This is a genomic window from Variovorax sp. GW823-FHT02B07, assembly GCF_058797695.1.
On sequence record NZ_JBXAJX010000002.1, the window covers coordinates 375605 to 394499 of the forward strand.

The following is an 18895-nucleotide window of genomic DNA, read 5'->3' on the forward strand; positions in this document are numbered from 1 at the left end:
ACGGTCAGCCGTCGATGCGCAGTTCGTAGCGCGCAAACGTCCCGCCGCGCAGGTCGATGCAGCTGTGCAGCGCGAAGCCGAAGCCTTCGTACAGCGTGCGCAGCGCGGCGCGGTCGGCCACGCAGTCCAGCCGCAGCCAGGGGCGCCCGAGCGCGCGGGCGTGGTCGCGTGCATGGCCCAGCAGCGCGCGCGACACGCCCCGGCCCGCCCAGGCGCGGCGCACGGCCAGCTTGTGCACGAACAGCGCGCTGCCGGGCGCGATCTCGGGCCAGAACGACGGGTCTTCCAGATCGAGGCGCATCACGCCGGCCCAGTCGCCGTTCTCTTTCGCCACCACGTAGCGGCCGGCGTCGGTGTCGCGCTGGATGCGTTCGATGCCGGTGTCGGCGGCGCTCCAGAGCGGGCGTCCGCCCTCGGCGAGCCATTGCGCGGCTTCGGTCAACACGGCCACGACGGCGGGCGCTTCGGTGGAAAGGGCGGGTTCGATGTGCATCGGCGCGCAGCTTACCGGCACCGGTGTCAGGCGTGCCGGATCACGTGGAACCCTTCCTCGGCCGTGGGCGGCACGAAGTGGCGGGTGATCAGGTCGAACTGCGCGTCGGAGGTTTCGAAGGGGTGCTCGCCCGACGCGTTGCGCGCCCGCAGCCGCGCCTTGCAGACCTCGTCCGGCACGTCGAGAAAGTGCAGCTGGTGCGCCGCGCCGGCCTGCTCGAAGAGGCCGCGCGCCCAGGCGCGGTGGCTCACCGTGTTGGCCGGAAAGTCGAGCACCACCGACACGCCGGCGCCCAGCAGCGCGCAGACGTGCTCGCCCATCGCCTGCTTCAGCCGGCCGGCGGCGCGCACGTAGTCGGGCAGTGCGTGGATTTCACCGGGGTAGAGCGCGGCGAGCCAGGTGTCCTCGCTGATGCACACGGTGGCGGGCGCCTGCGCCAGGCGCCGGGTCAGCGTGGACTTTCCGGCGCCGATCTTGCCGCAGACCATGTGCAGCACGGGCGGGGGAGATGTGGGGGGTGTCGATGTCATTCGGTCTCCTGCGGGTGGGAACAAACCTCGGGAGACGGACAAGAAAAACCCGCCTCCTGGGGCGGGTTGCATGGCGTGGTTTCGAACCGTGCGCTAGCTCACCCGCTCTCGCGAGAGCGGGCGAATGATCGATGCGGTGCGAAGGCGGGCCATGAAGGGCGAGGTTAACCCGGCCCGGGGCGCGCGGGAAAGCGCCGGCGATCACGCGTTGCCGATGGCGCGCCGTTGACCGGGCCGCGAGGGGCGAACCAGGAACCACGGTTCGAAATGCGCAAGAAATACCTGCGGGGCGATTTGAGCTCATTTGCTAATCGGATTCGATATTTTTGTTATCTATGTAATTATTTGTGTTTATTCCATTTTTTATATTCTTCTTCGATGTAATAAGTTCGAACTAATTTGAATTTCTTATTGCAGTCTGGCAAAAAATACGTGCTAAAGAAGTGAACCGGTTTTTTCGAAGCCGCCAGGCCACGGAAATCGCAGGGCCGCGAGGCTCCGGGCCCTCACTTCTGGAGCAGCTCATGGACGAATTCCTGATCGCCGTCGACGCCGAAGACCGGCCGCTGCACGCGGTCGAGAAGATGAGTGCCCACCGCGAGGGCATCCTGCACCGGGCGTTCTCGATCTTCCTGTTCGACACGCAGGGCCGGGTGCTGCTGCAGCAGCGCGCCCTGGGCAAGTACCACTCGCCCGGCCTGTGGAGCAACAGCTGCTGCGGGCACCCCCGCCCCGGCGAGGACACCGGCGCGGCCGCCCTGCGGCGGCTGCACGAAGAGCTGGGCCTGCGGTGCGCGCTGCAGCCGGTGACAGCCTTTCTCTACCGGGAGGCGGTGTCCGCGGAGCTGGTCGAGCACGAGTACGACCACGTGTTCGTCGGCATCGCGCACGACCTGCCGCAACCCGACCCCGGCGAGGTACGCGAGTGGCGATGGCTGGCCTTGCCCGAGCTGCACCGCGAACTGGCGCGGGCCCCGGCGCACTTCACCATCTGGCTGCACCGCATCGCCGAGCGCTTCGGGCCGGAAGGCCTGGGGGCCTGGCGGGAGCGCGCGTTGACGGCGCATTGACGGCGCATTGACGCGCGGCCCCGGCCAGGTCCGCAAGGCCCACCGATTCCCGTGGCTTTCGGTCGAATTACGCCTACCACCAAAGTTCTATATCAAAAAATTTCTCTTTAACAGGAACTGCAATTGCACTAAATTCTCAATTCACTCCCGGCGATGCCTTACAAGCTTGGGAGTCGGTTAATTCAAGGATTTGATGAGAAGGAATCACCTCTGTTGAATTGGATTGGATCCGTGGTTTGCGTCCGTAGTCATGGGAATTCACGCAATTAGAATTCCCCGTTGCGTGGCCTTCTCGCCATTCGATGCGATTGAATTGCTTTGAAAGAAGGCAGACATGAAGCAGAAGAGCGAACAGGCCGCGGTGTACCCCTGCACGTCTACAACAGCCCCCGGCTGAAAGGGGCTGCGGTGTTGCGCATCACCTTCCGGCAACTGGAGGCCTTTCACTGGGCCGCGACATTGGGCTCCGTCAACGCGGCGGCCCGCCATCTCTTTGTCAGCCAACCGGCCATCACGGCCCGCGTGAGGGAGCTCGAAGGCATCCTCGGGCACGCGCTGTTCGCGCGCAGCCAGCAGGGCGTGCAGCTGACCGCGGCCGGCGACGAACTCTTCCAGCAGGTGCAGCAGCTGCTGAAGGCCGGCGAAGAGGTCGAGCGGCGCGGCGGGCGGCTGGTGCCGCCGCTGGCCGCGGGGCTGCGGCTGGGCATCGACGAATCGCAGCACCTGTAACGGCGGCCGCTGCTGCCGCAGCCACGCGCGCGGTCAGTCGTGCAGCGACGACAGGAACTGCTTGAGCTCCGGCGTCTGCGGCGCGCCGAACAGCTCCGCCGGCGGGCCCATCTCGTGCACGCGGCCCTGGTGCATGAAGATCACGCGGTCGCTGACCTTGCGCGCAAAGCTCATCTCGTGCGTGACCATCAACAGCGTCATGCCTTCGTCGGCCAGCGACTCCACGACGCGCAGCACCTCGCCCACCAGCTCGGGGTCGAGCGCCGAGGTGATCTCGTCGCACAGCAGCACGGCCGGTTCCATCGCGAGCGCGCGGGCAATGGCCACGCGCTGCTGCTGGCCGCCCGACAGCTGCTCGGGCATCGCATCGAACTTCTCGGCCAGGCCCACGCGTTCGAGCAGCTTGCGCGCCTGCGAAGCGGCTTCCACCTGCGATCGCTTCTTCACCAGCGTGGGCGCGAGCATCACGTTCTTGCCGACCGTGAGGTGCGGGAACAGGTTGAAGCCCTGGAAGATCATGCCCACGCGCTGGCGCAGCGTGCGCATGGCCATCGCGCTCTCATGCAGGAGCGGCTTGCCGTCGACCGTGAGTGCCCCTTCCTGGAACACCTCGAGCCCGTTGATGCAGCGCAGCAGCGTGCTCTTGCCCGAGCCGCTCTTGCCGATGATGGCGATCACCTCGCCGCGCTTCACATCGAGGTCGATGCCCTTGAGCACCTCGTTCGTGCCGTAGGACTTGCGCAGCGCCGTGATGCGCACGATGGGCGCGGCGAACGATGCGGCTTCGGGTTGTGTTTGGGGTTCAAGCACGGCGGCCATGGGTCTTCCTCTCGAGGGTCTTGGCGTACAGGCTCACGGGGAAGCACAGCACGAAGTAAAGCAGGGCGACGCAGCTGAACACCACGAAGGGCTGGAAGGTGGCGTTCGAGATCATGCTGCCGGCCTTGGTGAGCTCGACGAACCCGATCACCGACGCCAGCGCCGTGCCCTTGATCACCTGCACCAGGAAACCGACCGTGGGTGCGATGGCGATCTTCACGGCCTGCGGCAGGATCACGTGGCGCATCTGCTCGCCGAAGCTCAGCGCCAGGCTGCCCGAGGCCTCCCACTGGCCTTTCGGAATCGAGGCCACGCAGCCGCGCCAGATCTCGGTGAGAAAGGCGCTGGTGTACAGCGTGAGCGCCACGCTCGCGGCCGTCCACGCCGACACGTCGATGCCGAACAGCGCGATGCCGAAGTAGGCGAGAAACAGCTGCATCAGCAGCGGCGTGCCCTGGAACAGCTGCACGTACAGGCCCACGGCCCGCTGCGCCGCCTTGCCGCCGCGCAGCCGCGCGAACAGCAGCAGCGCGCCCACGATCCCGCCGCCGACGAAGGCGATGAGCGAGAGCACGACGGTCCAGCGCAGCGCCATCAGCAGGTTGCGCAGGATGTCCCACAAAGAAAAGTCGACCATGGTGCAAGGGCCTCGCGTTCAGCGGCCGAAGAAGAAGCGCGGCCCCGCCCACTGGAGCAGGCGGCGCAGCGCCACGGCCAGCGCCAGGTAGATGAGCGTGGCGACGATGAAGGATTCGAAGGCGCGGAAGTTGCGGCTCTGGATCAGGTTGGCCGCATAGCTCAGCTCCTCGGTCGAGATCTGCCCGCACACCGCCGAGCCCAGCATCACGATGACGATCTGGCTCACCATCGCGGGCCACACCTTCTTGAGCGCCGGCGGCAGCACCACGCGCAGGAACACCTGCGCCTTGCTGAGCGCCAGGCTCACCGCGGCCTCGATCTGCCCCTTGGGCGTGGCCTCGATGCCGGCGCGGATGATCTCGGTGGAATACGCGCCCAGGTTCATCACCATCGCGATCACCGACGCCACCTCGGGCGAGAGCTTCACGCCCGCGGCCGGCAGCCCGAAGAAGATGAAGAACAGCTGCACGATGAAGGGCGTGTTGCGGATCAGCTCCACGTACGCGCCCACGAGCGCACGCAGCCACGCCGGCCCGCCCGAGCGGGCCCACGCGCACAGCGTGCCCACGGCCAGCCCGAGCACGGTGCCCACGGCCGTGAGGCCCAGCGTCCATGCCACGCCGCGCAGCAGCAGCGGCCACTCGGCGAGCACCGCGCCGAAGTCGAATTCAATGCCCATGGCCGCGCCTTCAGCTCAGACCGGCAGGTCGCCGGCCGCCTTGCCGAGCCACTTCTTGGACATCGCGTCGAGCGTGCCGTCCTTCTTGGCGGCGGCAATGATCTCGTTGACCCGCGTCTTCAATGCGGTTTCGCCCTTGGCGATGCCGATGAAGCAGGGGCTGTCTTTCAGCAGCAGCTTGTACTCGGCACTCACCTTCGGATTCTTCGCGAGCATGTCGCCGGCCACCGCCGCGCTGGTGGCGAGGGTCTGCGTCTGGCCGGCCACGAAGGCGGCGATCGTCGCGTTGTTGTCCTCGAAGCGGCGGTAGTCGACGTTCGGCGGCGCCACCTTGTTCAGTTCCTGGTCTTCCATGGCGCCGCGCGTCACGGCGACGGTCTTGCCGGCCATGTCGGCGAAGCTGGTGAGCTTCATGCTCTTGGCCGCATACACGGCCTGGAAGAAGGGCGCGTAGGCCGCGCTGAAGTCGATCACCTTCTCGCGCTCGACGTTCTTGCCGAGCGTGGAGATCACGAGGTCGGCCTTGCGCGTCTGCAGGTAGGGAATGCGGTTGGCGCTGGTCACCGGCACCAGCTCGACCTTCACGCCGAGCTTGGCGGCGACGAGCTGCGCCATCTCGACGTCGAGGCCCTGCGGCTGCATGTTGCGGTCGACCGAGCCGTACGGCGGGTAGTCGGTGGGCACGGCGATCTTGATGGTCTTGGCCTTGAGCACGTTGTCGAGCGCGTTCTGCGCCTGGGCGGCGCCGGTGGCGGCCAGCAGGGCGACGCTGGCCAGCGCGAGGGCGAAGCGGCGGGAGGCGAAAGAGGTCATAGCAGGGCTCCTAGGTAGGTCGATGAATCGGTGGTGGCGTCGTCGGCGGGCGCGGCCTTGCGGCGGCGCTTCGGCGCGGGGGTGTTGTTCAGCGGTGCCAGCGCATCGCGCAGCTGTGCGAGCGGGTCGGCAGGCGCCTGCACGCGCAGCGCTGACTGCACCGTGCCGATGTGTTCGGCCATCAGCGCCTCGGCGGCGGCGTGGTCGCCGCGCTCCAGCGCCGCGACGATCTGCACGTGGTCTTCGCACGACTGCACCGCGTCGTGCGTGCTCTGGTAGAGCATGGCGATCAACGTGGTGCGCGCGGTGAAGTCGCGCAGCGTGTCGGCCAGCAGCGTGTTGCCCAGGCATTCGGCCAGGCACACATGGAAGTCGCCCAGCAGGAAGCTGCGGTGGCCGACGTCGCTCTCTTTCAGTGCGGCCTTTTCACGCTGCAGGTGCGCCTTCAATTGGCGCAGGGCGGCCTTGTCGATCCGGCCCGTGCTGCGGATGAGGCCGAGCTCGATCACGCGCCGCGCCTCGAAGGCCTCGCGCGCCTCGTCCTGCGAAGGCTCGATGACGAACCAGCCGCGCCGCGCGCTCACCGTGACGATGCCGCGCGCGGCCAGCCGCGTGAGCGCCTCGCGCACGATGGTGCGGCTGCAGTCGAACAGCATCGCCAGCGGCTGCTCGCCCAGGCGCGCGCCGGGCTCAAGCTTCTGCGCCATCACCGCTTCGACGATGCGTGCACTGATTTCGGATGCGGAGATGGCCATAGGCCTGCATATCAGCAGCTTCCGTGCCAACTGGTATGCAAGCCGTGTGCACCGAAATGGGCCGGCCGTGGTGCGCCGGCGGTGCGCGCTACCGTTTGCCGAGCGCGCTGCGGGGCAGGGCCAGCAGCATGAGCAGCGCCGACAGCACCAGCGCGCCGCTCAGCACATACAGGCTGGCCGTGAAGCCGCCCGTGAGCGTCTTGAGCGCGCCCACCATCATCGGCGCCACCAGCCCCGCGCTGCCGCCGATGGTGCTGATGAGCGCAATGCCCGCCGCCGCTGCGCTCCTGGACATGAAGCTGCCGGGAATGGCCCACAGCACGGTGAAGGCGCTCGAGATGCCCATCGACGCCAGCGCCAGGCACAGCACGGCGGCGATGGGGCTGTGCATGAAGAGCGTGGTCAGCGCCAGCCCGGCCGCGCCCGCGAGCGCGCCCAGCGCGAAGTGCCAGCGGCGCTCCTGGTGCCGGTCGGAGTGGCGCCCCACGACGATGTTGGCGGCAATGCCTGCGATGGCGGGAATCACCGAATAAAAGCCGATCTGCAGCACGCTGAGCCCCATCGACTTCAGGATCGTCGGCTGCCAGAACGACAGCGCATAGATGCCCAGGATGATCAGGAAGGACATGAAGCCGATCAGCCACACGCGCCCGTCGCGCATCGCCGCGCCGAAGGTGTGGCGCCCGGCGGCGCCGTGCGCGGCCTGGTCCTCGGCCAGCAGGTGGGCCACGCGCTGCTTCTCGGCCGCCGAGAGCCACGGCGCCTGCGCCGGGCTGTTCGACAGTGTGCGAAAGGCGATCACGCCCAGCAGCACGCTCGGCAGCCCTTCGAGCAGGAAGAGCCACTGCCAGCCGCGCAGCGCCAGCACGCCATCGAGGTAGGTCATCGTGAGCCCGGCGATCGGCCCCGCGACGATGGGCGCTGCGCCGAAGGCCATGAAGAAGAGCGCGGTGGCCTGCGCGCGGCGGCGCGAGGGAAACCACAGCGTCAGGTAGAACAGCACGCCCGGCGCAAAGCCGGCCTCGAACACGCCGATGAGAAAGCGCAGCACGTAGAACTGCGTGGGCGTGGTGGCGAACATCATCGCCGCCGAAGCCAGGCCCCACAGGCCCATGATGCGCAGCAGCGTGGCGCGCACGCCGATCTTCGCGAGCATCAGGTTGCTCGGGATCTCGAACACCGCGTAGCCCAGGAAGAAGATGCCGGCGCCCAGGCCGAACACCGCGTCGCTGAAGCCCAGCTGGTCCTTCATCTGCAGCTGCGCGTAGCCGACGTTGGTGCGGTCCAGGTAGTTCAGAACGTAGCAGGCGCACAGCAGCGGCATCAGCCGCCAGGTGATCTTGCGAAAGAGCGCGGCGTCGTCGCGCGCATCGGCCGAGGCCGGTGTGCGCGCGCCGGCGGCGGCGTCGAGGGTGGCGGTGTTCATCGGTGTGTCTCCTTCTCTCTTTTCTGTTCTGCGCGTGTTCGCGGATCAGGCCGGCACGAGCGCGCCGAAGCTGGTTTCGCCCCACAGGTGGCTCGTGGGCGCGCCCGGAAACAGCCAGTGCGGCGAGCACTCGGCCGACGGCACGACGTTGCTGAACCCGTGCAGCGCCGAGGTGCCCGCGAGCGTCTTCTCGAGCACCATCGACAGGTACTGGTCGTTGCTGCTTTCCTGCGTGTTGCCGTTGAGGATCACCTCGGCGCCCGTGGCCTGTGCATAGCGGCGGATGCCGTTGTGGCGCGACTGCAGCGGCGCCCAGCTGTCGGCCGACACGCCGTTCTCGCTGCTCACGCGCAGGCCGTCGCCCGTGCGGTACACCAGCGAGTGGTTGCCTTCGGTGTGCCCCGGCGTGTGCACCAGCGCGACGCCGGGGCCGAGCTGCAGGCTGCCGTCGAAGGCGACGATGCGCTCGGGCGGCACCCCGTCCAGGCCGTGCGGGCAGTACCACTCGGCCTGCACCGGCAGCAGGCCCTGCACGTTCGCGAGTTCCTGGCGGTGCACCAGCAGCTTCGCGTTCGGCAGCAGGCCCGGTGTGCCCTCGCTGCCGAGCCAGCGGCGCACGTCCTGCGTGTGCAAGTGGTCGTAGGTGATGTGGTCGATCTGTTCGGGCGCGACGCCGCAGCCGGCGAGCGCCTGCAGCACGGTCTGGTAGACCGGTGCGATGGCCTTGTGCAGGAACTTCGGCGTCTGGTCGCTCAGGCGCTTGAAGTAGGGCGTCTCGTTGCCGGCTTCGAAGTCGGCCGGCGTGAAGAGCAGCGTGCGCAGCCGGCCTTCGAAGTCGTCGTACTGGACGAGCACGGTGCGCGCCAGCAGATGCACCATGTGCGGCTTGAGCAACTGCTGCGAGTACACGCCGGTGAAGGCGAACCACGCGGGATACGGAATGCGCAGCAGGTTGAAGCTGCGCGCGAAGTGCACGGGCGGCGCGTCGAGCAGCCGCTCGCGCAGGGCCTCGGCGCCGCGGCGGATGGCGCGCAGGCGGTCCTGCGGCATGGCGGCGTGGCGCGTGCCGTCGAGTTCGGTGATCTGCGCGAAGCCGATGGGGTCGGGGTCTCGGGTCATGGGGGTCTCCTGTGTCTGGATGCGTGGGCTGCCTGGTGCGTCGCTCAATACATCGAGCGCCCCCCGGAGATATCGAACACCGCCCCGGTGCTGAACGAGCACTCGTCCGACGCCAGCCACGCGGCCATCGCCGCCACCTCGTCGACGTCGACAAAGCGCCCCATCGGCACGCGCGAGAGCAGGGCGGTGCGCAGCTGTTCGCGGTGCTCGGCGGGCACGCCTGCGAAGACGGCCGTGTCGGCCGCCGATGGCGTGATGCAGTTCACCAGCACGCCCGATGACGCCAGTTCCTTGCCGAGCGACTTGGTCAGTGCGATGAGCCCGGCCTTCGAGGCCGAGTAGGCGGCGTTGAAGCCGTTGCCTTCCTTGCCCGCGACCGAGGCGATGTTGACGATGCGCCCGCGCTGCTGCGCCAGCATCAGCGGTGCGATGGCGCGGCAGCACAGCCAGGCGCCCGTGAGGTTGATGTCGAGCACGTGGCGCCATTGCGCGGGCGTGTGCTCCCACGCGGGCACCGTCGGCCCGAGCACGCCCGCGTCGTTGACGAGGACGTCGACGCGGTCGAAGCGCTCCTGCGACTGCGAAGCCGCGCGGGCGATCTGCACTTCGTCGCGCACGTCGACCAATGCCGTGACCACGGTGCCCAGCGGCGCCAGTTGCGCCATGGCATCCGCCAGCGTCGCGGCCTCGACGTCCCACAGCGCGACGCTCGCGCCGTTCGCGAGGCAGCGCCGCGCGATGGCCAGGCCGATGCCGCGCGCGCCGCCGGTCACGATCGCATGGCGTCCTTCGAGTGGCCGGGCGGGCGTGTCGGTCATGCCGTGGCGGCCTCGGCCCGCGGGGCGGTTTGGCCGAGCAGGCCGGCAACCAGCCCGCCCACCATCTCCGCAGGCACGCCCACGAGCAGCTGGCGCAGCATCGTCAGCGTGTCGAAGTACACGCGCTCGCACACCAGCCGGTCGCTCTCGAAGATGAAGAAGGCGTTCATGCGGCAGCGAAAGCTGTTGCCCGTCGGCGGCAGGCCCTTGAGCGGGCCGCGGTGCGTGCCGAGCAGCCAGAACTCGACGATCACCGAATCGTCGGCATGGCGCAGCTGGATGATCTCGTGGCGCTGGTCGGGGAAGGCGCGGCGCGTGTCGGTGTAGTACTGGCGCACGTCGGCGATGCCGTCGTGCACCTCGCCGCTGGGAATCAGCTCGTAGTGCGGGTGCGGAAAGGTGCCGAGCACCGCGTCGAAATCCTGCCGCGTCTCGTCGGCGAAATGGTCGAGCACGAGGCGCTCGCGGCGGGCTTGCAGGTCGGTCAGTGTGGTCATCGGGGTGTGCTCCATGCGACAGGGGTGACAGGGGACATCGGGTTGCCGCGAATGCGTCGACCCGGGTGGCCTGCGTACTATCGACAGCCCCTCGAACCCAGACTGTCCGGTGTTGGCAATCGAGGCCCCGGACAAACCCGCGATGCCACGCTCTTCCCCTTCTTCCAGCGCCAGCCCCGCCGCGCCGGACGCGCAGCCTTCGCCCGTGCACAACAGCGACATGCGGCTGGCCGACGACGTGCAGCAGCGGCTGCTCGCGGTGGCGCACCGGCGCACGCTGGTGCGCGGCGAATCGCTGTTCCACAAGGGCTCGTCGCCCGATGCGCTGTTCGGCGTGGTCAGCGGCTCGTTGCGCGTGAGCGTGGTCGCGCCGGGCGGGCGCGAGGCGGTGATCGCGATGCTCGAGCCGGGCCACTGGTTCGGCGAGGTCTCGCTGCTGGTGGGGCGCGAGCGCGTCTACGACACCTGCGCCGTCGACACCACCGAGATGGCCGTGGTCGCGGCGGCCGACTTCCACCGGCTGGTGGCCGACCATCCCGACGTGCACATGGCCTTCACCCGGCTCGTGTGCCTGCGGCTGCGCCAGGCGCTGGCCTGGATTGACGACGTGATCCTGATGCCGCTGCCCGTGCGGCTGGCGCACCGGCTGCTCACGCTGGACGCGCGCGCGGTCGCGCCGACGGAGGAAGGGGGCGGCACGCTGCTGGGCGTGTCGCAGGAAGACCTGTCGTTCATGCTCGGCGTGTCGCGCCAGAGCGTGAACCGCCAGCTCAAGCTGTGGGAAGAAGACGGCACGCTGCGCGTGCGCTACCGCAGCATCGAGCTGCTCGACCGCGCGCAGCTGGAGCGGCACGCGGCCACGCCGCGCTGAGCGCGGCCGGGGTTCAGTCCATCCGCGCGCCCGAGGCCTTCACCGCCTTGTCCCAGCGCGGCGTTTCCGTCGCGAGGAAGCGTGCGAAGTCCTCGCTGCCCAGGTAGGCCGGGTCCGCGCCCTGGCTCACCATGCGCTCGCGCACCTCGGGGCTGGTCAGCACCTGCCTGAACGCATCGCTGAGCTTGGCGACCACGTCCTTGGGCGTGTCCTTCGGCGCGAGGAAGCCGTAGAAGCCCACCACCTCGAAGCCCTTGACGCCCGACTCGATGACGGTCGGCACGTCGGGCAGCGCGGGGTTGCGCTCGCGGCTGGTCACGGCCAGCGCGCGCACCTTGCCCTGCTTGTGATAGTTGGCGGCCTGCGGAATCGATTCGGCCATGAACTGCACCTGCCCACCCATCAGGTCGGTGAAGGCCGGCGCGCTGCCGCGGTAGGGGATGTGCACCATGAAGAGGCCGGTCGCGGTCTTGAACATCTCGGGCACGAGGTGGCTGATGCCGCCGTTGCCCGCCGAGCCGTAGTTGACCTGGCCCGGCCGCGCCTTGGCGTAGTCGATGAACTGCTTGAGGTTCTGCACCGGCAGCTTGGGCGTGACCAAGAGCGCGAGCGGCTGCATCGCGGTGCGCGCGATCGGCACGAAGTCGCGCTGCGTGTTGTAGGGCAGCTTGCTGTAGAGCGCGCCGTTGATCACCGCCACCCCGGTGTTAGCCAGCACCAGCGTGTAGCCGTCGGCCGGGCTCTTGGCGACGAAGTCGGCACCGACCGAGCCGCCCGCGCCGGGCTTGTAGTCGACGATCAGCGGCTGGCCGAGCACGGCCTGCAGCTTGTCGGTCAAAAGGCGCGCATGCTGGTCGAGCGGGCCGCCGGCCGGAAAGCCGATGACGACCTTGATCGGCTTGTCGGGGTAGGCGGCCAGGGCCGCCGTGGTGCCGAACGTGCCAAATGCGCCGAGGGCGAAAGAAAGGACCGCCGATGCGGTCCGGGTGGGCTTGCTCATGATCCGTCTCCTTTTTGTGGAGACGATCATAAGCAGCGCGGTCAGCTCGCCAGCGTGGCCTTCAGCGTGATCTCGGGCACGCTCGCCAGCGCCTTCGACAGCGGGCAACCGGCCTTGGCGGCGGCGGCGATTTCCTGGAACTTCGCTTCGTCGAGGTTCGGCACGGCCGCGTCCAGTTCGAGCTGGATGCGATCGATCTTGAAACCGGCGCCGTCCTTGGCCAGCCGCACGGCGGCCTTGGTGTCGATGCGCGTCGCGGTCAGGCCTGCCGCTTCCAGCGCGAAGGCGAAGGCCATCGTCAGGCAGGCCGCATGGGCCGCGCCGATGATTTCCTCGGGGTTGGTGCCGCGCCGGTCGTCTTCGAAGCGGCTGGCGAAGCCGTAGGGGTAGTCTTTCAGGGCGCCGGTCTCGGTGCTGACCAGGCCTTTGCCGGTCTTGCCGGCGCCTTCCCAGTGAACGCTTGCGTGCTTGTCTGCTGCCATGGACATTCCTTCAGTCAGGTGGAGGGTGGATCGGAGGGAGAACCGCAGGTATCGCTCCGAAATCCGCGCCTGTCTGTAGTCGCAGAGCGCATCGCATCGGGGGCCGACGTCAGCCGCCGTGCACGCCCCAGGTGCTGCGCTTGAGCTGGCCCCGGACCTCGCCGCCCGGCCAGGCCTGCGTCGACACGCTGACATACCAGAGGCCCGCCATCAGGTCGGCCATCTGGGCGGGCGTCAACCGGCTCGTGCCGGTCCGCTCGTAGCCGGCGCCGGTGCCGTCGTTGCGCGGCTCCCCCTCGCTGGACAGCGGCAGCTGGATCGCCAGCGGTCCATTGCTGCCCGTGGCGGCGGGGCCGTAGAAGCCGACGACCGTTGCCGGCCCGCTCAGGCGTGCGGCGTTCACGCGCCATTCGAACACCCCGGTGGCCAGCGTCAGGGTGCCGGCCGCCGAGCCGCCGGCCTTGCCCTTGTGCGGCGGGACCACCTCTTCGGTTCCGAGCCAGCAGTCGGCCACGAACCACGTCGGTGGTTCCTTGGACGGCTGCTCCGTCGTCGGGGCCGACATGCCGAACCGGGGGACCCGCGAGCAGCCCGCCGCGGCCAGGGCGGCCAGTGCGGCACCGAAGAGGGCGATGCGTCGGCGCAAGGTGGGGCGGGCGGGATCGGGCATGGCAGGCAGGCACAGGTGAAGCGGAGCCCGCACGATAGCCGATGCGCTGTGCCTACCCGACGTACGAAGAATGGGCGTCGCCAAGGTGACGCCCCGGGGGCTTCCCCGATGGGAGCGGCGGCCGGTGCGGCTTAGGCTGGCGCACTGCGCCTTTTCGCACCGCTTTCTTTCCCCTCTCTTTCCTCCTTCGCCTGTTCACAGACCATGCAACCACGCCCGCATTACAAGTTCTGGCCCAAGCGCCTCCCGCATTCGATCACCGTCCCCGCGACCTCGCTGTGGCACAACCTGGCCACCTCGGCGGCGCGCTACCCCGACAAGGCCGCGCTGGTCTTCTTCGGCCGCGTGCTGAGCTACCGCGACGTGGCCGACCAGGTCGAGCGGCTGGCCGGCACGCTGCATGCGCTGGGCGTGCAGCGCGGCGACCGCGTGGTGCTGAACATGCAGAACTGCCCGCAGCTGGTGATCGCGCATTTCGCCATCCTGCGCGCCAATGCCGTCGTGGTGCCGGTCAACCCGATGAACCGGGCCGAAGAGCTCAAGCACTACATCGTCGACCCCGACGCCAAGGTGGCGATCACCACCGGCGACCTCGCGGCCGAGCTGGCCAAGGCCAGCGACGCGCTGCCGCCCGAGCAGCGCCTGTCGCACCTCATCGTGAGCCAGTTCACCGACGCCTTCGATGCCGGCGTGACCGGCGACGACGCCCCCGCGCCGGCCTGGGCCGACTGGCTCGGCACGCGCCACCCGCTGCCCGCACTGGCCGACGGCCAGGTCATGGCGTGGACCGACGCGCTCGCGGCCGGCCACCCGGCCCCTGCGCACGTGGTGGGCGCCAACGACATGGCGCTGCTGCCCTACACCAGCGGTACCACCGGCCTGCCCAAGGGCTGCGTGCACCACCATTCGAGCCTCATGCACAACGCGATGGCCGGCCAGCTCTGGGGCCAGGCCACGTCGGAGGCGGTGGTGCTGGCCGTGGTGCCGATGTTCCACATCACCGGCGTGGTGAGCATGATGCACACCTCGATCCTCGCGGCGGCCACGCTGGTCATCATGCCGCGCTGGGACCGTGACGTGGCGGGCCGGCTCATCTCGCGCTGGAAGGTCACGAGCTGGACCAACATCCCCACCATGGTCATCGACCTCATGGCCAGCCCCAACTTCGCGAGCTACGACCTCACGAGCATGACCCACATCGGCGGTGGCGGCGCCGCCATGCCGCAGGCCGTGGCGCAGCGCCTGTTCGAGCAGTACGGCCTGAAGTACCAGGAAGGCTACGGCCTCACCGAGACCGCCGCGCCCTCGCACACCAACCCCTCGGACCACCCCAAGCAGCAGTGCCTGGGCATTCCGTTCATGAGCACCGACGCGCGCGTGGTCGACCCCGACACGCTGCAGGAGATGCCCATCGGCGAATCGGGCGAGATCATCATCCACGGCCCCGAGGTGTTCCAGGGCTACTGGAAGCGCCCCGACGCCACCAAGTCCGCCTTCGTCGAGTTCGAGGGCAAGCGCTTCTTCCGCTCGGGCGACATGGGCCGCATGGACGAGGAGGGCTACTTCTTCATCACCGACCGCTTGAAACGCATGATCAACGCGAGCGGCTTCAAGGTGTGGCCGGCCGAGGTCGAGCTGCTGATGTTCCGCCACCCCGCGATCCAGGAGGCCTGCGTCATCTCGACCAAGGACGACTACCGCGGCGAATCGGTCAAGGCCGTGGTGGTGCTGCGCGCCACGCACAAGGAAACGACCGAGCAGCAGATCATCGACTGGTGCCGCGAGAACATGGCGGTCTACAAGATTCCGCGCAAGGTGGAGTTTGTGGATGCACTGCCCAAGAGCGGCAGCGGCAAGGTGATGTGGCGCCTGCTGCAGGAGAAGGAAGGCACGGCGGCCTGATCGCCGCCTTTGTCCTTGCTAGGGCTGGCGCGCGTAGCGCCCGGGCGCCTGGCCCACATGGCGGCTGAACGCCGTGCTGAAGGTGCTGGCCGAGCTGTAGCCGATACGCGCGGCCACCTCCGCCGGCGCGCAGCCGCCGCGGCGCAGCAGGTCCTTGGCGAGCGCCATGCGCCACGCCAGCAGGTATTCCATCGGCGGCAGGCCCACGGCGCGCGAGAAGCGCTCGAAGAAGGCCGAGCGCGAGAGCGCGGCCTTGCCGGCGAGTTCTTCCACCGTCCATGAGCGCGCGGGGTCCGCGTGCATGTGCCGCACGGCGGCGGCGAGCCGGCTGTCTGCCAGCGCGCGCAGCAGCCCCGGCGGCGCGCCTTCGCCGGGCGCCGAGCGCAACGCCTCGATCAGCAGCACCTCGACCAGCCGCCCGAGCACGAGGTCGCGCCCCGGCCGCTGCGCCATCGACTCTTCGCGCACGAGCTGCACCAGCAGCGACAGCCGCGCGACGCCGCGCATGTGCAGCACCGAGGGCAGCAGCGACACCATCAGGGCGGCGTCGGGCGAATCGAAGGCGAAATAGCCGCCGAGCATGCGCACGTCGGGCGGGCCGTTCCGGTCGCCGTGGCGGACCTCGCCGTGCGCGTCCTCGCGCGCCGCCTGTTCATGCGAATCGAGAAACACCGGCGGTGCCGGCGTGCGCCCCGACAGCGTGAAGCCGGGCGTGGCCGGCATCAGCAGGAAGTCGCCGGCGGCCAGCGCCAGCGGCGGCTGGCCGTCGACCGCCAGCACGCACTCGCCCTCGAGCATGGTGCAGAAGCTGGGCTGGCCAAAGGCCGTGTAGCGCACGGCCCAGGCGCCGGCGCCCGCGATCACCTTGGAATACACGGCGCGCGGGCGAAGCAGCGCGATGACCTCGGCCAGGGGATCGGCCATGGCTGGACTCCTGCAAAAGAAATGGCGACGTTCGATGGTAGCAAGTCCGGCTGGTCGTCCCTATCGTTGGGGCTCTTCTCTTCATCACCCACTTCCAAGGAACCTCATTGAAAACCGCATTCATCACCGGCTGCTCCTCCGGCTACGGCCTGGCAACCGCCCGCCACTTCCACGCCCAGGGCTGGCGCGTTGTCGCCACCATGCGCACGCCGCGCGACGACCTCTTTCCCGACGCGCCGAACCTGCGCGTGCTGCCGCTCGACGTGACGCAACCCGACAGCATCGCCGCCGCCATCGAGAACGCGGGCCCGATCGACGTGCTCGTGAACAACGCGGGCGTCGGTCTCTTCGGCGCCTTCGAAGCCACGCCCATGGCCACCGTGCGCGAGGTGTTCGAGACCAACACCTTCGGCATGATGGCCATGGCGCAGGCCGTGCTGCCGCAGTTCCGGGCGCGGCGCTCGGGGCTGCTGGTCAACGTCACCTCGAGCGTCACGCTCGCGCCGATGCCGCTGGTGGCCGCGTACACCGCGAGCAAGACCGCCATCGAGGGCTTCACCGCCTCGCTCGCCTTCGAGCTGGCGGCGTTCGACGTGCGCGTGAAGCTGGTCGAGCCGGGCTACGGGCCCGGCACGCGGTTCACCGAGAACGGGGCGCAGCGCATGCAGGGCCTGATCCCGCCGGACTACGCGCCGCTGGCGCAGGGCGTCTTCGCGGCCCTGGGCAACCCCACGGCCGTGACCACGGCGGCCGAGGTGGCCGAGGCCGTCTGGCGCGCCGCGAACGACTCGGATGCGACGCTGCGCTATCCGGCGGGCACGGACGCGGTGGCGCTCGCGGCAGCCCGGCCGGCCTGAGCCACGCTGTCCGCAGTGCGGACAGGACGGACAGGACGGACAGGACGGGCAGGGCGGGCAGGGCGGTACTGCGGCCTTTTTGCTTAAAATGAGAATAATTCTTATTTGTAGGCGGAGCCCCCGCCGCCGTGCCGCCCGCCATGTCCGCTGCCGAAGCCGCCTTCCAGCAAGTCCACACCCTCTACAGCGACCACCACGGCTGGCTGCAGTCGTGGCTGCGCAAGAAGCTCGGCAACTCGTGCGACGCGGCCGACCTGGCGCAGGACACCTTCGCGCGGCTGCTGACGGCGCGCAATCCCGAGGTCATCGCGCAGCCGCGCGCCTACCTCACGAGCGTGGCCAAGAACATCCTCGTGAACTGGTACCAGCGCCAGGCGCTGGAGCGGGCCTACCTCGAGGCGCTGGCCGTCATGCCCGAGCCCGAGGCGCCGTCGCCCGAGCAGCGGCTGGTGATCCTGCAGACGCTGCACGAGATCGACGCCATGCTCGACGCCCTCAAGCCGCTCGCACGCCGGGCCTTCCTGCTGTCGCAGCTCGACGGCATGAAGTACGAGGACATCGCGCGCGAGCTGGGCGTGTCGCTGGTCACGGTCAAGCGCTACATGCAGCAGGGCTTTCGGGGCTGCCTGGCGGTGATGGCATGAGCGCCGCGCCGGGCCGCCCCAAGCAAGCTCGCGCCGAAGTGCGAAGCACGAAGGCATTCTGATGAGCGCCATGAATTTCGAAACGTCGGCACTCGCCCCGCGCGTGCTCGACGAAGCCGCCGAATGGCTGATGCGGCTGCACGACAGCGCCGTCACCGACGAAGACCGCCGCGCCTGCGAGCGCTGGCGCCAGAGCCACCCCGACCACGCCCGCGCCTGGGCGCGCGCCGAGCAGCTGATGAACAAGCTCGGCGGCCTGCCGCCGGCGCTGGCGATGTCGTCGCTCGCGCGGCCCGCGCGCGGCAACGCGAACAACCGCCGCGCCACCCTCGGCCGGCTGGCCGCGCTGCTGGCGGCCGTGCCCGCCGGCTGGCTCGGCTGGCAGGCGGTCGAGATGGCGGACGAGCGCGGCTGGATGGCCGGGCACCGCACCGCCACCGGCGAGCGCCGCGAACTGCGGCTGGCCGACGGCAGCCGCCTCACGCTCAACACCGCCAGCGCGGTCGATGTGCACTTCGACGGCACGCAGCGCCGCGTGGTGCTGCAGGCGGGCGAGATCTTCATCGCCACCGCGCCCTACCCCGCTGCCGCGCACCGCCCGTTCCGCGTGGCCAGCGCCGGTGGCGCGCTGGAGGCCCTGGGCACGCGCTTCAGCGTGCGCAAGGAGGCGGGCGGCGCCACCCACATCGCCGTGCTCGAAGGCGCGGTGCGCATCACGCCCGAGCGCGCCGCCGCGCGCGTGCTGCCGGCGGGGCAGCAGGCCCGCTTCACGGCCGACGGCATCGACGACTTCCGCCCGGCGGACGCCTCGGTGCTGGCCTGGACCCAAGGCATGCTGCTGGCCGACGGCATGCGGCTGGCCGACTTTGCCGCCGAGCTGTCGCGCTACCGCCCCGGCCTGCTGCAGTGCGACGCGGCGGTGGCCGACTTGCGTGTCTCGGGCGCCTTTCCGCTGGCCGACACCGACGGCGTGCTGCGCATGCTGGTGTCGACCTATCCGGTGGATGCGGCCACGCGCCTGCGCGGCTACTGGGTCACGCTCGTGCCGCGGGCGGCACCCGAAGAAGGCGCGGTGGGCGCTTCGAAAAATATATCGATCCGGGGGTGAGACTTTTTTTCGTTTCGGCTGGCAAGGAGGGTGAAGAACCCACCGTTGCC

22 protein-coding genes are annotated in these 18895 nt (G+C 69.2%); 7 read left to right on the forward strand and 15 right to left on the reverse strand.

Annotated features, from left to right (window positions below):
* Positions 1–4 precede the first annotated feature (4 nt).
* Together AC1RGU_RS12940 and AC1RGU_RS12945 are read right to left on the reverse strand one after the other, a co-directional pair.
* Positions 5–493, reverse strand: a complete 489-nt coding sequence (locus AC1RGU_RS12940) for a GNAT family N-acetyltransferase (RefSeq protein ID WP_492696475.1) — start codon at positions 491–493, stop codon at positions 5–7.
* Positions 494–519: 26 nt separating this feature from the next.
* Entirely contained in the window at positions 520–1023 is a 504-nt protein-coding gene (locus tag AC1RGU_RS12945) for a P-loop nucleotide/nucleoside kinase family protein (RefSeq protein WP_492696476.1), read from the reverse strand.
* A 524-nt stretch (positions 1024–1547) separates the two neighbouring features.
* Here AC1RGU_RS12945 and idi point away from each other — a divergent pair.
* Together idi and AC1RGU_RS12955 are read left to right on the forward strand one after the other, a co-directional pair.
* Entirely contained in the window at positions 1548–2093 is a 546-nt protein-coding gene (idi, locus tag AC1RGU_RS12950) for an isopentenyl-diphosphate Delta-isomerase (RefSeq protein ID WP_070062502.1), read from the forward strand.
* 408 nt (positions 2094–2501) lie between these two features.
* The gene (locus AC1RGU_RS12955; RefSeq protein WP_159275929.1) at positions 2502–2822 is read left to right on the forward strand and encodes a LysR family transcriptional regulator; all 321 of its coding nucleotides are present in this window, start codon (positions 2502–2504) and stop codon (positions 2820–2822) included.
* A 33-nt stretch (positions 2823–2855) separates the two neighbouring features.
* Here the strand turns inward: AC1RGU_RS12955 and AC1RGU_RS12960 are convergent, their stop codons facing one another.
* The 9 genes from AC1RGU_RS12960 to AC1RGU_RS13000 all read right to left on the reverse strand — a co-directional run bounded on the left by AC1RGU_RS12960 (position 2856) and on the right by AC1RGU_RS13000 (position 10387).
* Positions 2856–3641 (reverse strand): amino acid ABC transporter ATP-binding protein, encoded by a 786-nt coding sequence (locus AC1RGU_RS12960; protein WP_492696477.1) that lies wholly within the window; start codon positions 3639–3641, stop codon positions 2856–2858.
* A complete protein-coding gene (locus AC1RGU_RS12965; protein ID WP_095746234.1) occupies positions 3625–4278 on the reverse strand; it encodes an amino acid ABC transporter permease in 654 nt (217 codons plus the stop codon). The genes AC1RGU_RS12960 and AC1RGU_RS12965 overlap by 17 nt, the downstream gene beginning before the upstream one ends.
* An 18-nt stretch (positions 4279–4296) precedes the next feature.
* Positions 4297–4959, reverse strand: a complete 663-nt coding sequence (locus tag AC1RGU_RS12970; RefSeq protein WP_062475944.1) for an amino acid ABC transporter permease — start codon at positions 4957–4959, stop codon at positions 4297–4299.
* A gap of 15 nt (positions 4960–4974) precedes the next feature.
* Positions 4975–5772: a transporter substrate-binding domain-containing protein gene (locus AC1RGU_RS12975; RefSeq protein ID WP_492696478.1), complete on the reverse strand. Its 798-nt coding sequence runs from the start codon at positions 5770–5772 to the stop codon at positions 4975–4977.
* Entirely contained in the window at positions 5769–6527 is a 759-nt protein-coding gene (locus AC1RGU_RS12980) for a GntR family transcriptional regulator (protein ID WP_492696479.1), read from the reverse strand. Before AC1RGU_RS12980 ends, AC1RGU_RS12975 begins: the two co-directional genes overlap by 4 nt.
* A gap of 88 nt (positions 6528–6615) precedes the next feature.
* Positions 6616–7953 carry an MFS transporter gene (locus tag AC1RGU_RS12985; RefSeq protein ID WP_492696480.1) on the reverse strand — a complete coding sequence of 446 codons (1338 nt, stop codon included), beginning with the start codon at positions 7951–7953 and terminating at the stop codon, positions 6616–6618.
* 45 nt (positions 7954–7998) lie between these two features.
* Positions 7999–9072 (reverse strand): MBL fold metallo-hydrolase, encoded by a 1074-nt coding sequence (locus tag AC1RGU_RS12990; RefSeq protein ID WP_492696481.1) that lies wholly within the window; start codon positions 9070–9072, stop codon positions 7999–8001.
* Between the two features lie 44 nt (positions 9073–9116).
* On the reverse strand, positions 9117–9890 hold the full coding sequence (locus tag AC1RGU_RS12995; RefSeq protein WP_492696482.1) for an SDR family NAD(P)-dependent oxidoreductase: 774 nt from the start codon (positions 9888–9890) through the stop codon (positions 9117–9119).
* Positions 9887–10387, reverse strand: a complete 501-nt coding sequence (locus AC1RGU_RS13000) for an ester cyclase (RefSeq protein WP_492696483.1) — start codon at positions 10385–10387, stop codon at positions 9887–9889. Before AC1RGU_RS13000 ends, AC1RGU_RS12995 begins: the two co-directional genes overlap by 4 nt.
* A 142-nt stretch (positions 10388–10529) precedes the next feature.
* Here AC1RGU_RS13000 and AC1RGU_RS13005 point away from each other — a divergent pair, with 142 nt between their 5' ends.
* Positions 10530–11258, forward strand: a complete 729-nt coding sequence (locus AC1RGU_RS13005; RefSeq protein WP_095746227.1) for a Crp/Fnr family transcriptional regulator — start codon at positions 10530–10532, stop codon at positions 11256–11258.
* Between the two features lie 13 nt (positions 11259–11271).
* Here the strand turns inward: AC1RGU_RS13005 and AC1RGU_RS13010 are convergent, their stop codons facing one another.
* The 3 genes from AC1RGU_RS13010 to AC1RGU_RS13020 all read right to left on the reverse strand — a co-directional run bounded on the left by AC1RGU_RS13010 (position 11272) and on the right by AC1RGU_RS13020 (position 13410).
* Positions 11272–12258 carry a Bug family tripartite tricarboxylate transporter substrate binding protein gene (locus AC1RGU_RS13010; protein WP_095746226.1) on the reverse strand — a complete coding sequence of 329 codons (987 nt, stop codon included), beginning with the start codon at positions 12256–12258 and terminating at the stop codon, positions 11272–11274.
* A 41-nt stretch (positions 12259–12299) separates the two neighbouring features.
* Entirely contained in the window at positions 12300–12740 is a 441-nt protein-coding gene (locus AC1RGU_RS13015; RefSeq protein WP_492696484.1) for an OsmC family protein, read from the reverse strand.
* Positions 12741–12849: 109 nt separating this feature from the next.
* Positions 12850–13410: a CHRD domain-containing protein gene (locus AC1RGU_RS13020; RefSeq protein WP_492696485.1), complete on the reverse strand. Its 561-nt coding sequence runs from the start codon at positions 13408–13410 to the stop codon at positions 12850–12852.
* A 204-nt stretch (positions 13411–13614) separates the two neighbouring features.
* Between AC1RGU_RS13020 and AC1RGU_RS13025 the strand changes: the two genes are divergently transcribed.
* Positions 13615–15312: a long-chain fatty acid--CoA ligase gene (locus AC1RGU_RS13025; RefSeq protein WP_492696486.1), complete on the forward strand. Its 1698-nt coding sequence runs from the start codon at positions 13615–13617 to the stop codon at positions 15310–15312.
* Between the two features lie 18 nt (positions 15313–15330).
* On the opposite strand, the gene AC1RGU_RS13030 is transcribed toward AC1RGU_RS13025, so the two are convergent.
* On the reverse strand, positions 15331–16236 hold the full coding sequence (locus tag AC1RGU_RS13030) for an AraC family transcriptional regulator (protein WP_492696487.1): 906 nt from the start codon (positions 16234–16236) through the stop codon (positions 15331–15333).
* Positions 16237–16343: 107 nt separating this feature from the next.
* Here AC1RGU_RS13030 and AC1RGU_RS13035 point away from each other — a divergent pair, with 107 nt between their 5' ends.
* From AC1RGU_RS13035 to AC1RGU_RS13045, 3 genes are all read left to right on the forward strand, one after another.
* Complete coding sequence (locus tag AC1RGU_RS13035) at positions 16344–17093, forward strand: SDR family oxidoreductase (protein ID WP_492696488.1); 750 nt, start codon at positions 16344–16346, stop codon at positions 17091–17093.
* 140 nt (positions 17094–17233) lie between these two features.
* Positions 17234–17737, forward strand: coding sequence for a sigma-70 family RNA polymerase sigma factor (locus tag AC1RGU_RS13040; protein ID WP_153282851.1), 504 nt, complete (start codon positions 17234–17236; stop codon positions 17735–17737).
* Between the two features lie 61 nt (positions 17738–17798).
* Positions 17799–18845: a FecR domain-containing protein gene (locus AC1RGU_RS13045; RefSeq protein ID WP_492696489.1), complete on the forward strand. Its 1047-nt coding sequence runs from the start codon at positions 17799–17801 to the stop codon at positions 18843–18845.
* Positions 18846–18895 lie beyond the last annotated feature (50 nt).

Bases quoted from the DNA above. Each gene is read 5' to 3' on its own strand.
- AC1RGU_RS12940 (WP_492696475.1), bottom strand. From the start codon at position 493: ATGCACATCGAACCCGCCCTTTCCACCGAAGCGCCCGCCGTCGTGGCC.
- AC1RGU_RS12945 (WP_492696476.1), bottom strand. From the start codon at position 1,023: ATGACATCGACACCCCCCACATCTCCCCCGCCCGTGCTGCACATGGTC.
- idi (WP_070062502.1), top strand. From the start codon at position 1,548: ATGGACGAATTCCTGATCGCCGTCGACGCCGAAGACCGGCCGCTGCAC.
- AC1RGU_RS12960 (WP_492696477.1), bottom strand. From the start codon at position 3,641: ATGGCCGCCGTGCTTGAACCCCAAACACAACCCGAAGCCGCATCGTTC.
- AC1RGU_RS12965 (WP_095746234.1), bottom strand. From the start codon at position 4,278: ATGGTCGACTTTTCTTTGTGGGACATCCTGCGCAACCTGCTGATGGCG.
- AC1RGU_RS12970 (WP_062475944.1), bottom strand. From the start codon at position 4,959: ATGGGCATTGAATTCGACTTCGGCGCGGTGCTCGCCGAGTGGCCGCTG.
- AC1RGU_RS12975 (WP_492696478.1), bottom strand. From the start codon at position 5,772: ATGACCTCTTTCGCCTCCCGCCGCTTCGCCCTCGCGCTGGCCAGCGTC.
- AC1RGU_RS12980 (WP_492696479.1), bottom strand. From the start codon at position 6,527: ATGGCCATCTCCGCATCCGAAATCAGTGCACGCATCGTCGAAGCGGTG.
- AC1RGU_RS12985 (WP_492696480.1), bottom strand. From the start codon at position 7,953: ATGAACACCGCCACCCTCGACGCCGCCGCCGGCGCGCGCACACCGGCC.
- AC1RGU_RS12990 (WP_492696481.1), bottom strand. From the start codon at position 9,072: ATGACCCGAGACCCCGACCCCATCGGCTTCGCGCAGATCACCGAACTC.
- AC1RGU_RS12995 (WP_492696482.1), bottom strand. From the start codon at position 9,890: ATGACCGACACGCCCGCCCGGCCACTCGAAGGACGCCATGCGATCGTG.
- AC1RGU_RS13000 (WP_492696483.1), bottom strand. From the start codon at position 10,387: ATGACCACACTGACCGACCTGCAAGCCCGCCGCGAGCGCCTCGTGCTC.
- AC1RGU_RS13005 (WP_095746227.1), top strand. From the start codon at position 10,530: ATGCCACGCTCTTCCCCTTCTTCCAGCGCCAGCCCCGCCGCGCCGGAC.
- AC1RGU_RS13010 (WP_095746226.1), bottom strand. From the start codon at position 12,258: ATGAGCAAGCCCACCCGGACCGCATCGGCGGTCCTTTCTTTCGCCCTC.
- AC1RGU_RS13015 (WP_492696484.1), bottom strand. From the start codon at position 12,740: ATGGCAGCAGACAAGCACGCAAGCGTTCACTGGGAAGGCGCCGGCAAG.
- AC1RGU_RS13020 (WP_492696485.1), bottom strand. From the start codon at position 13,410: ATGCCCGATCCCGCCCGCCCCACCTTGCGCCGACGCATCGCCCTCTTC.
- AC1RGU_RS13025 (WP_492696486.1), top strand. From the start codon at position 13,615: ATGCAACCACGCCCGCATTACAAGTTCTGGCCCAAGCGCCTCCCGCAT.
- AC1RGU_RS13030 (WP_492696487.1), bottom strand. From the start codon at position 16,236: ATGGCCGATCCCCTGGCCGAGGTCATCGCGCTGCTTCGCCCGCGCGCC.
- AC1RGU_RS13040 (WP_153282851.1), top strand. From the start codon at position 17,234: ATGTCCGCTGCCGAAGCCGCCTTCCAGCAAGTCCACACCCTCTACAGC.
- AC1RGU_RS13045 (WP_492696489.1), top strand. From the start codon at position 17,799: ATGAGCGCCATGAATTTCGAAACGTCGGCACTCGCCCCGCGCGTGCTC.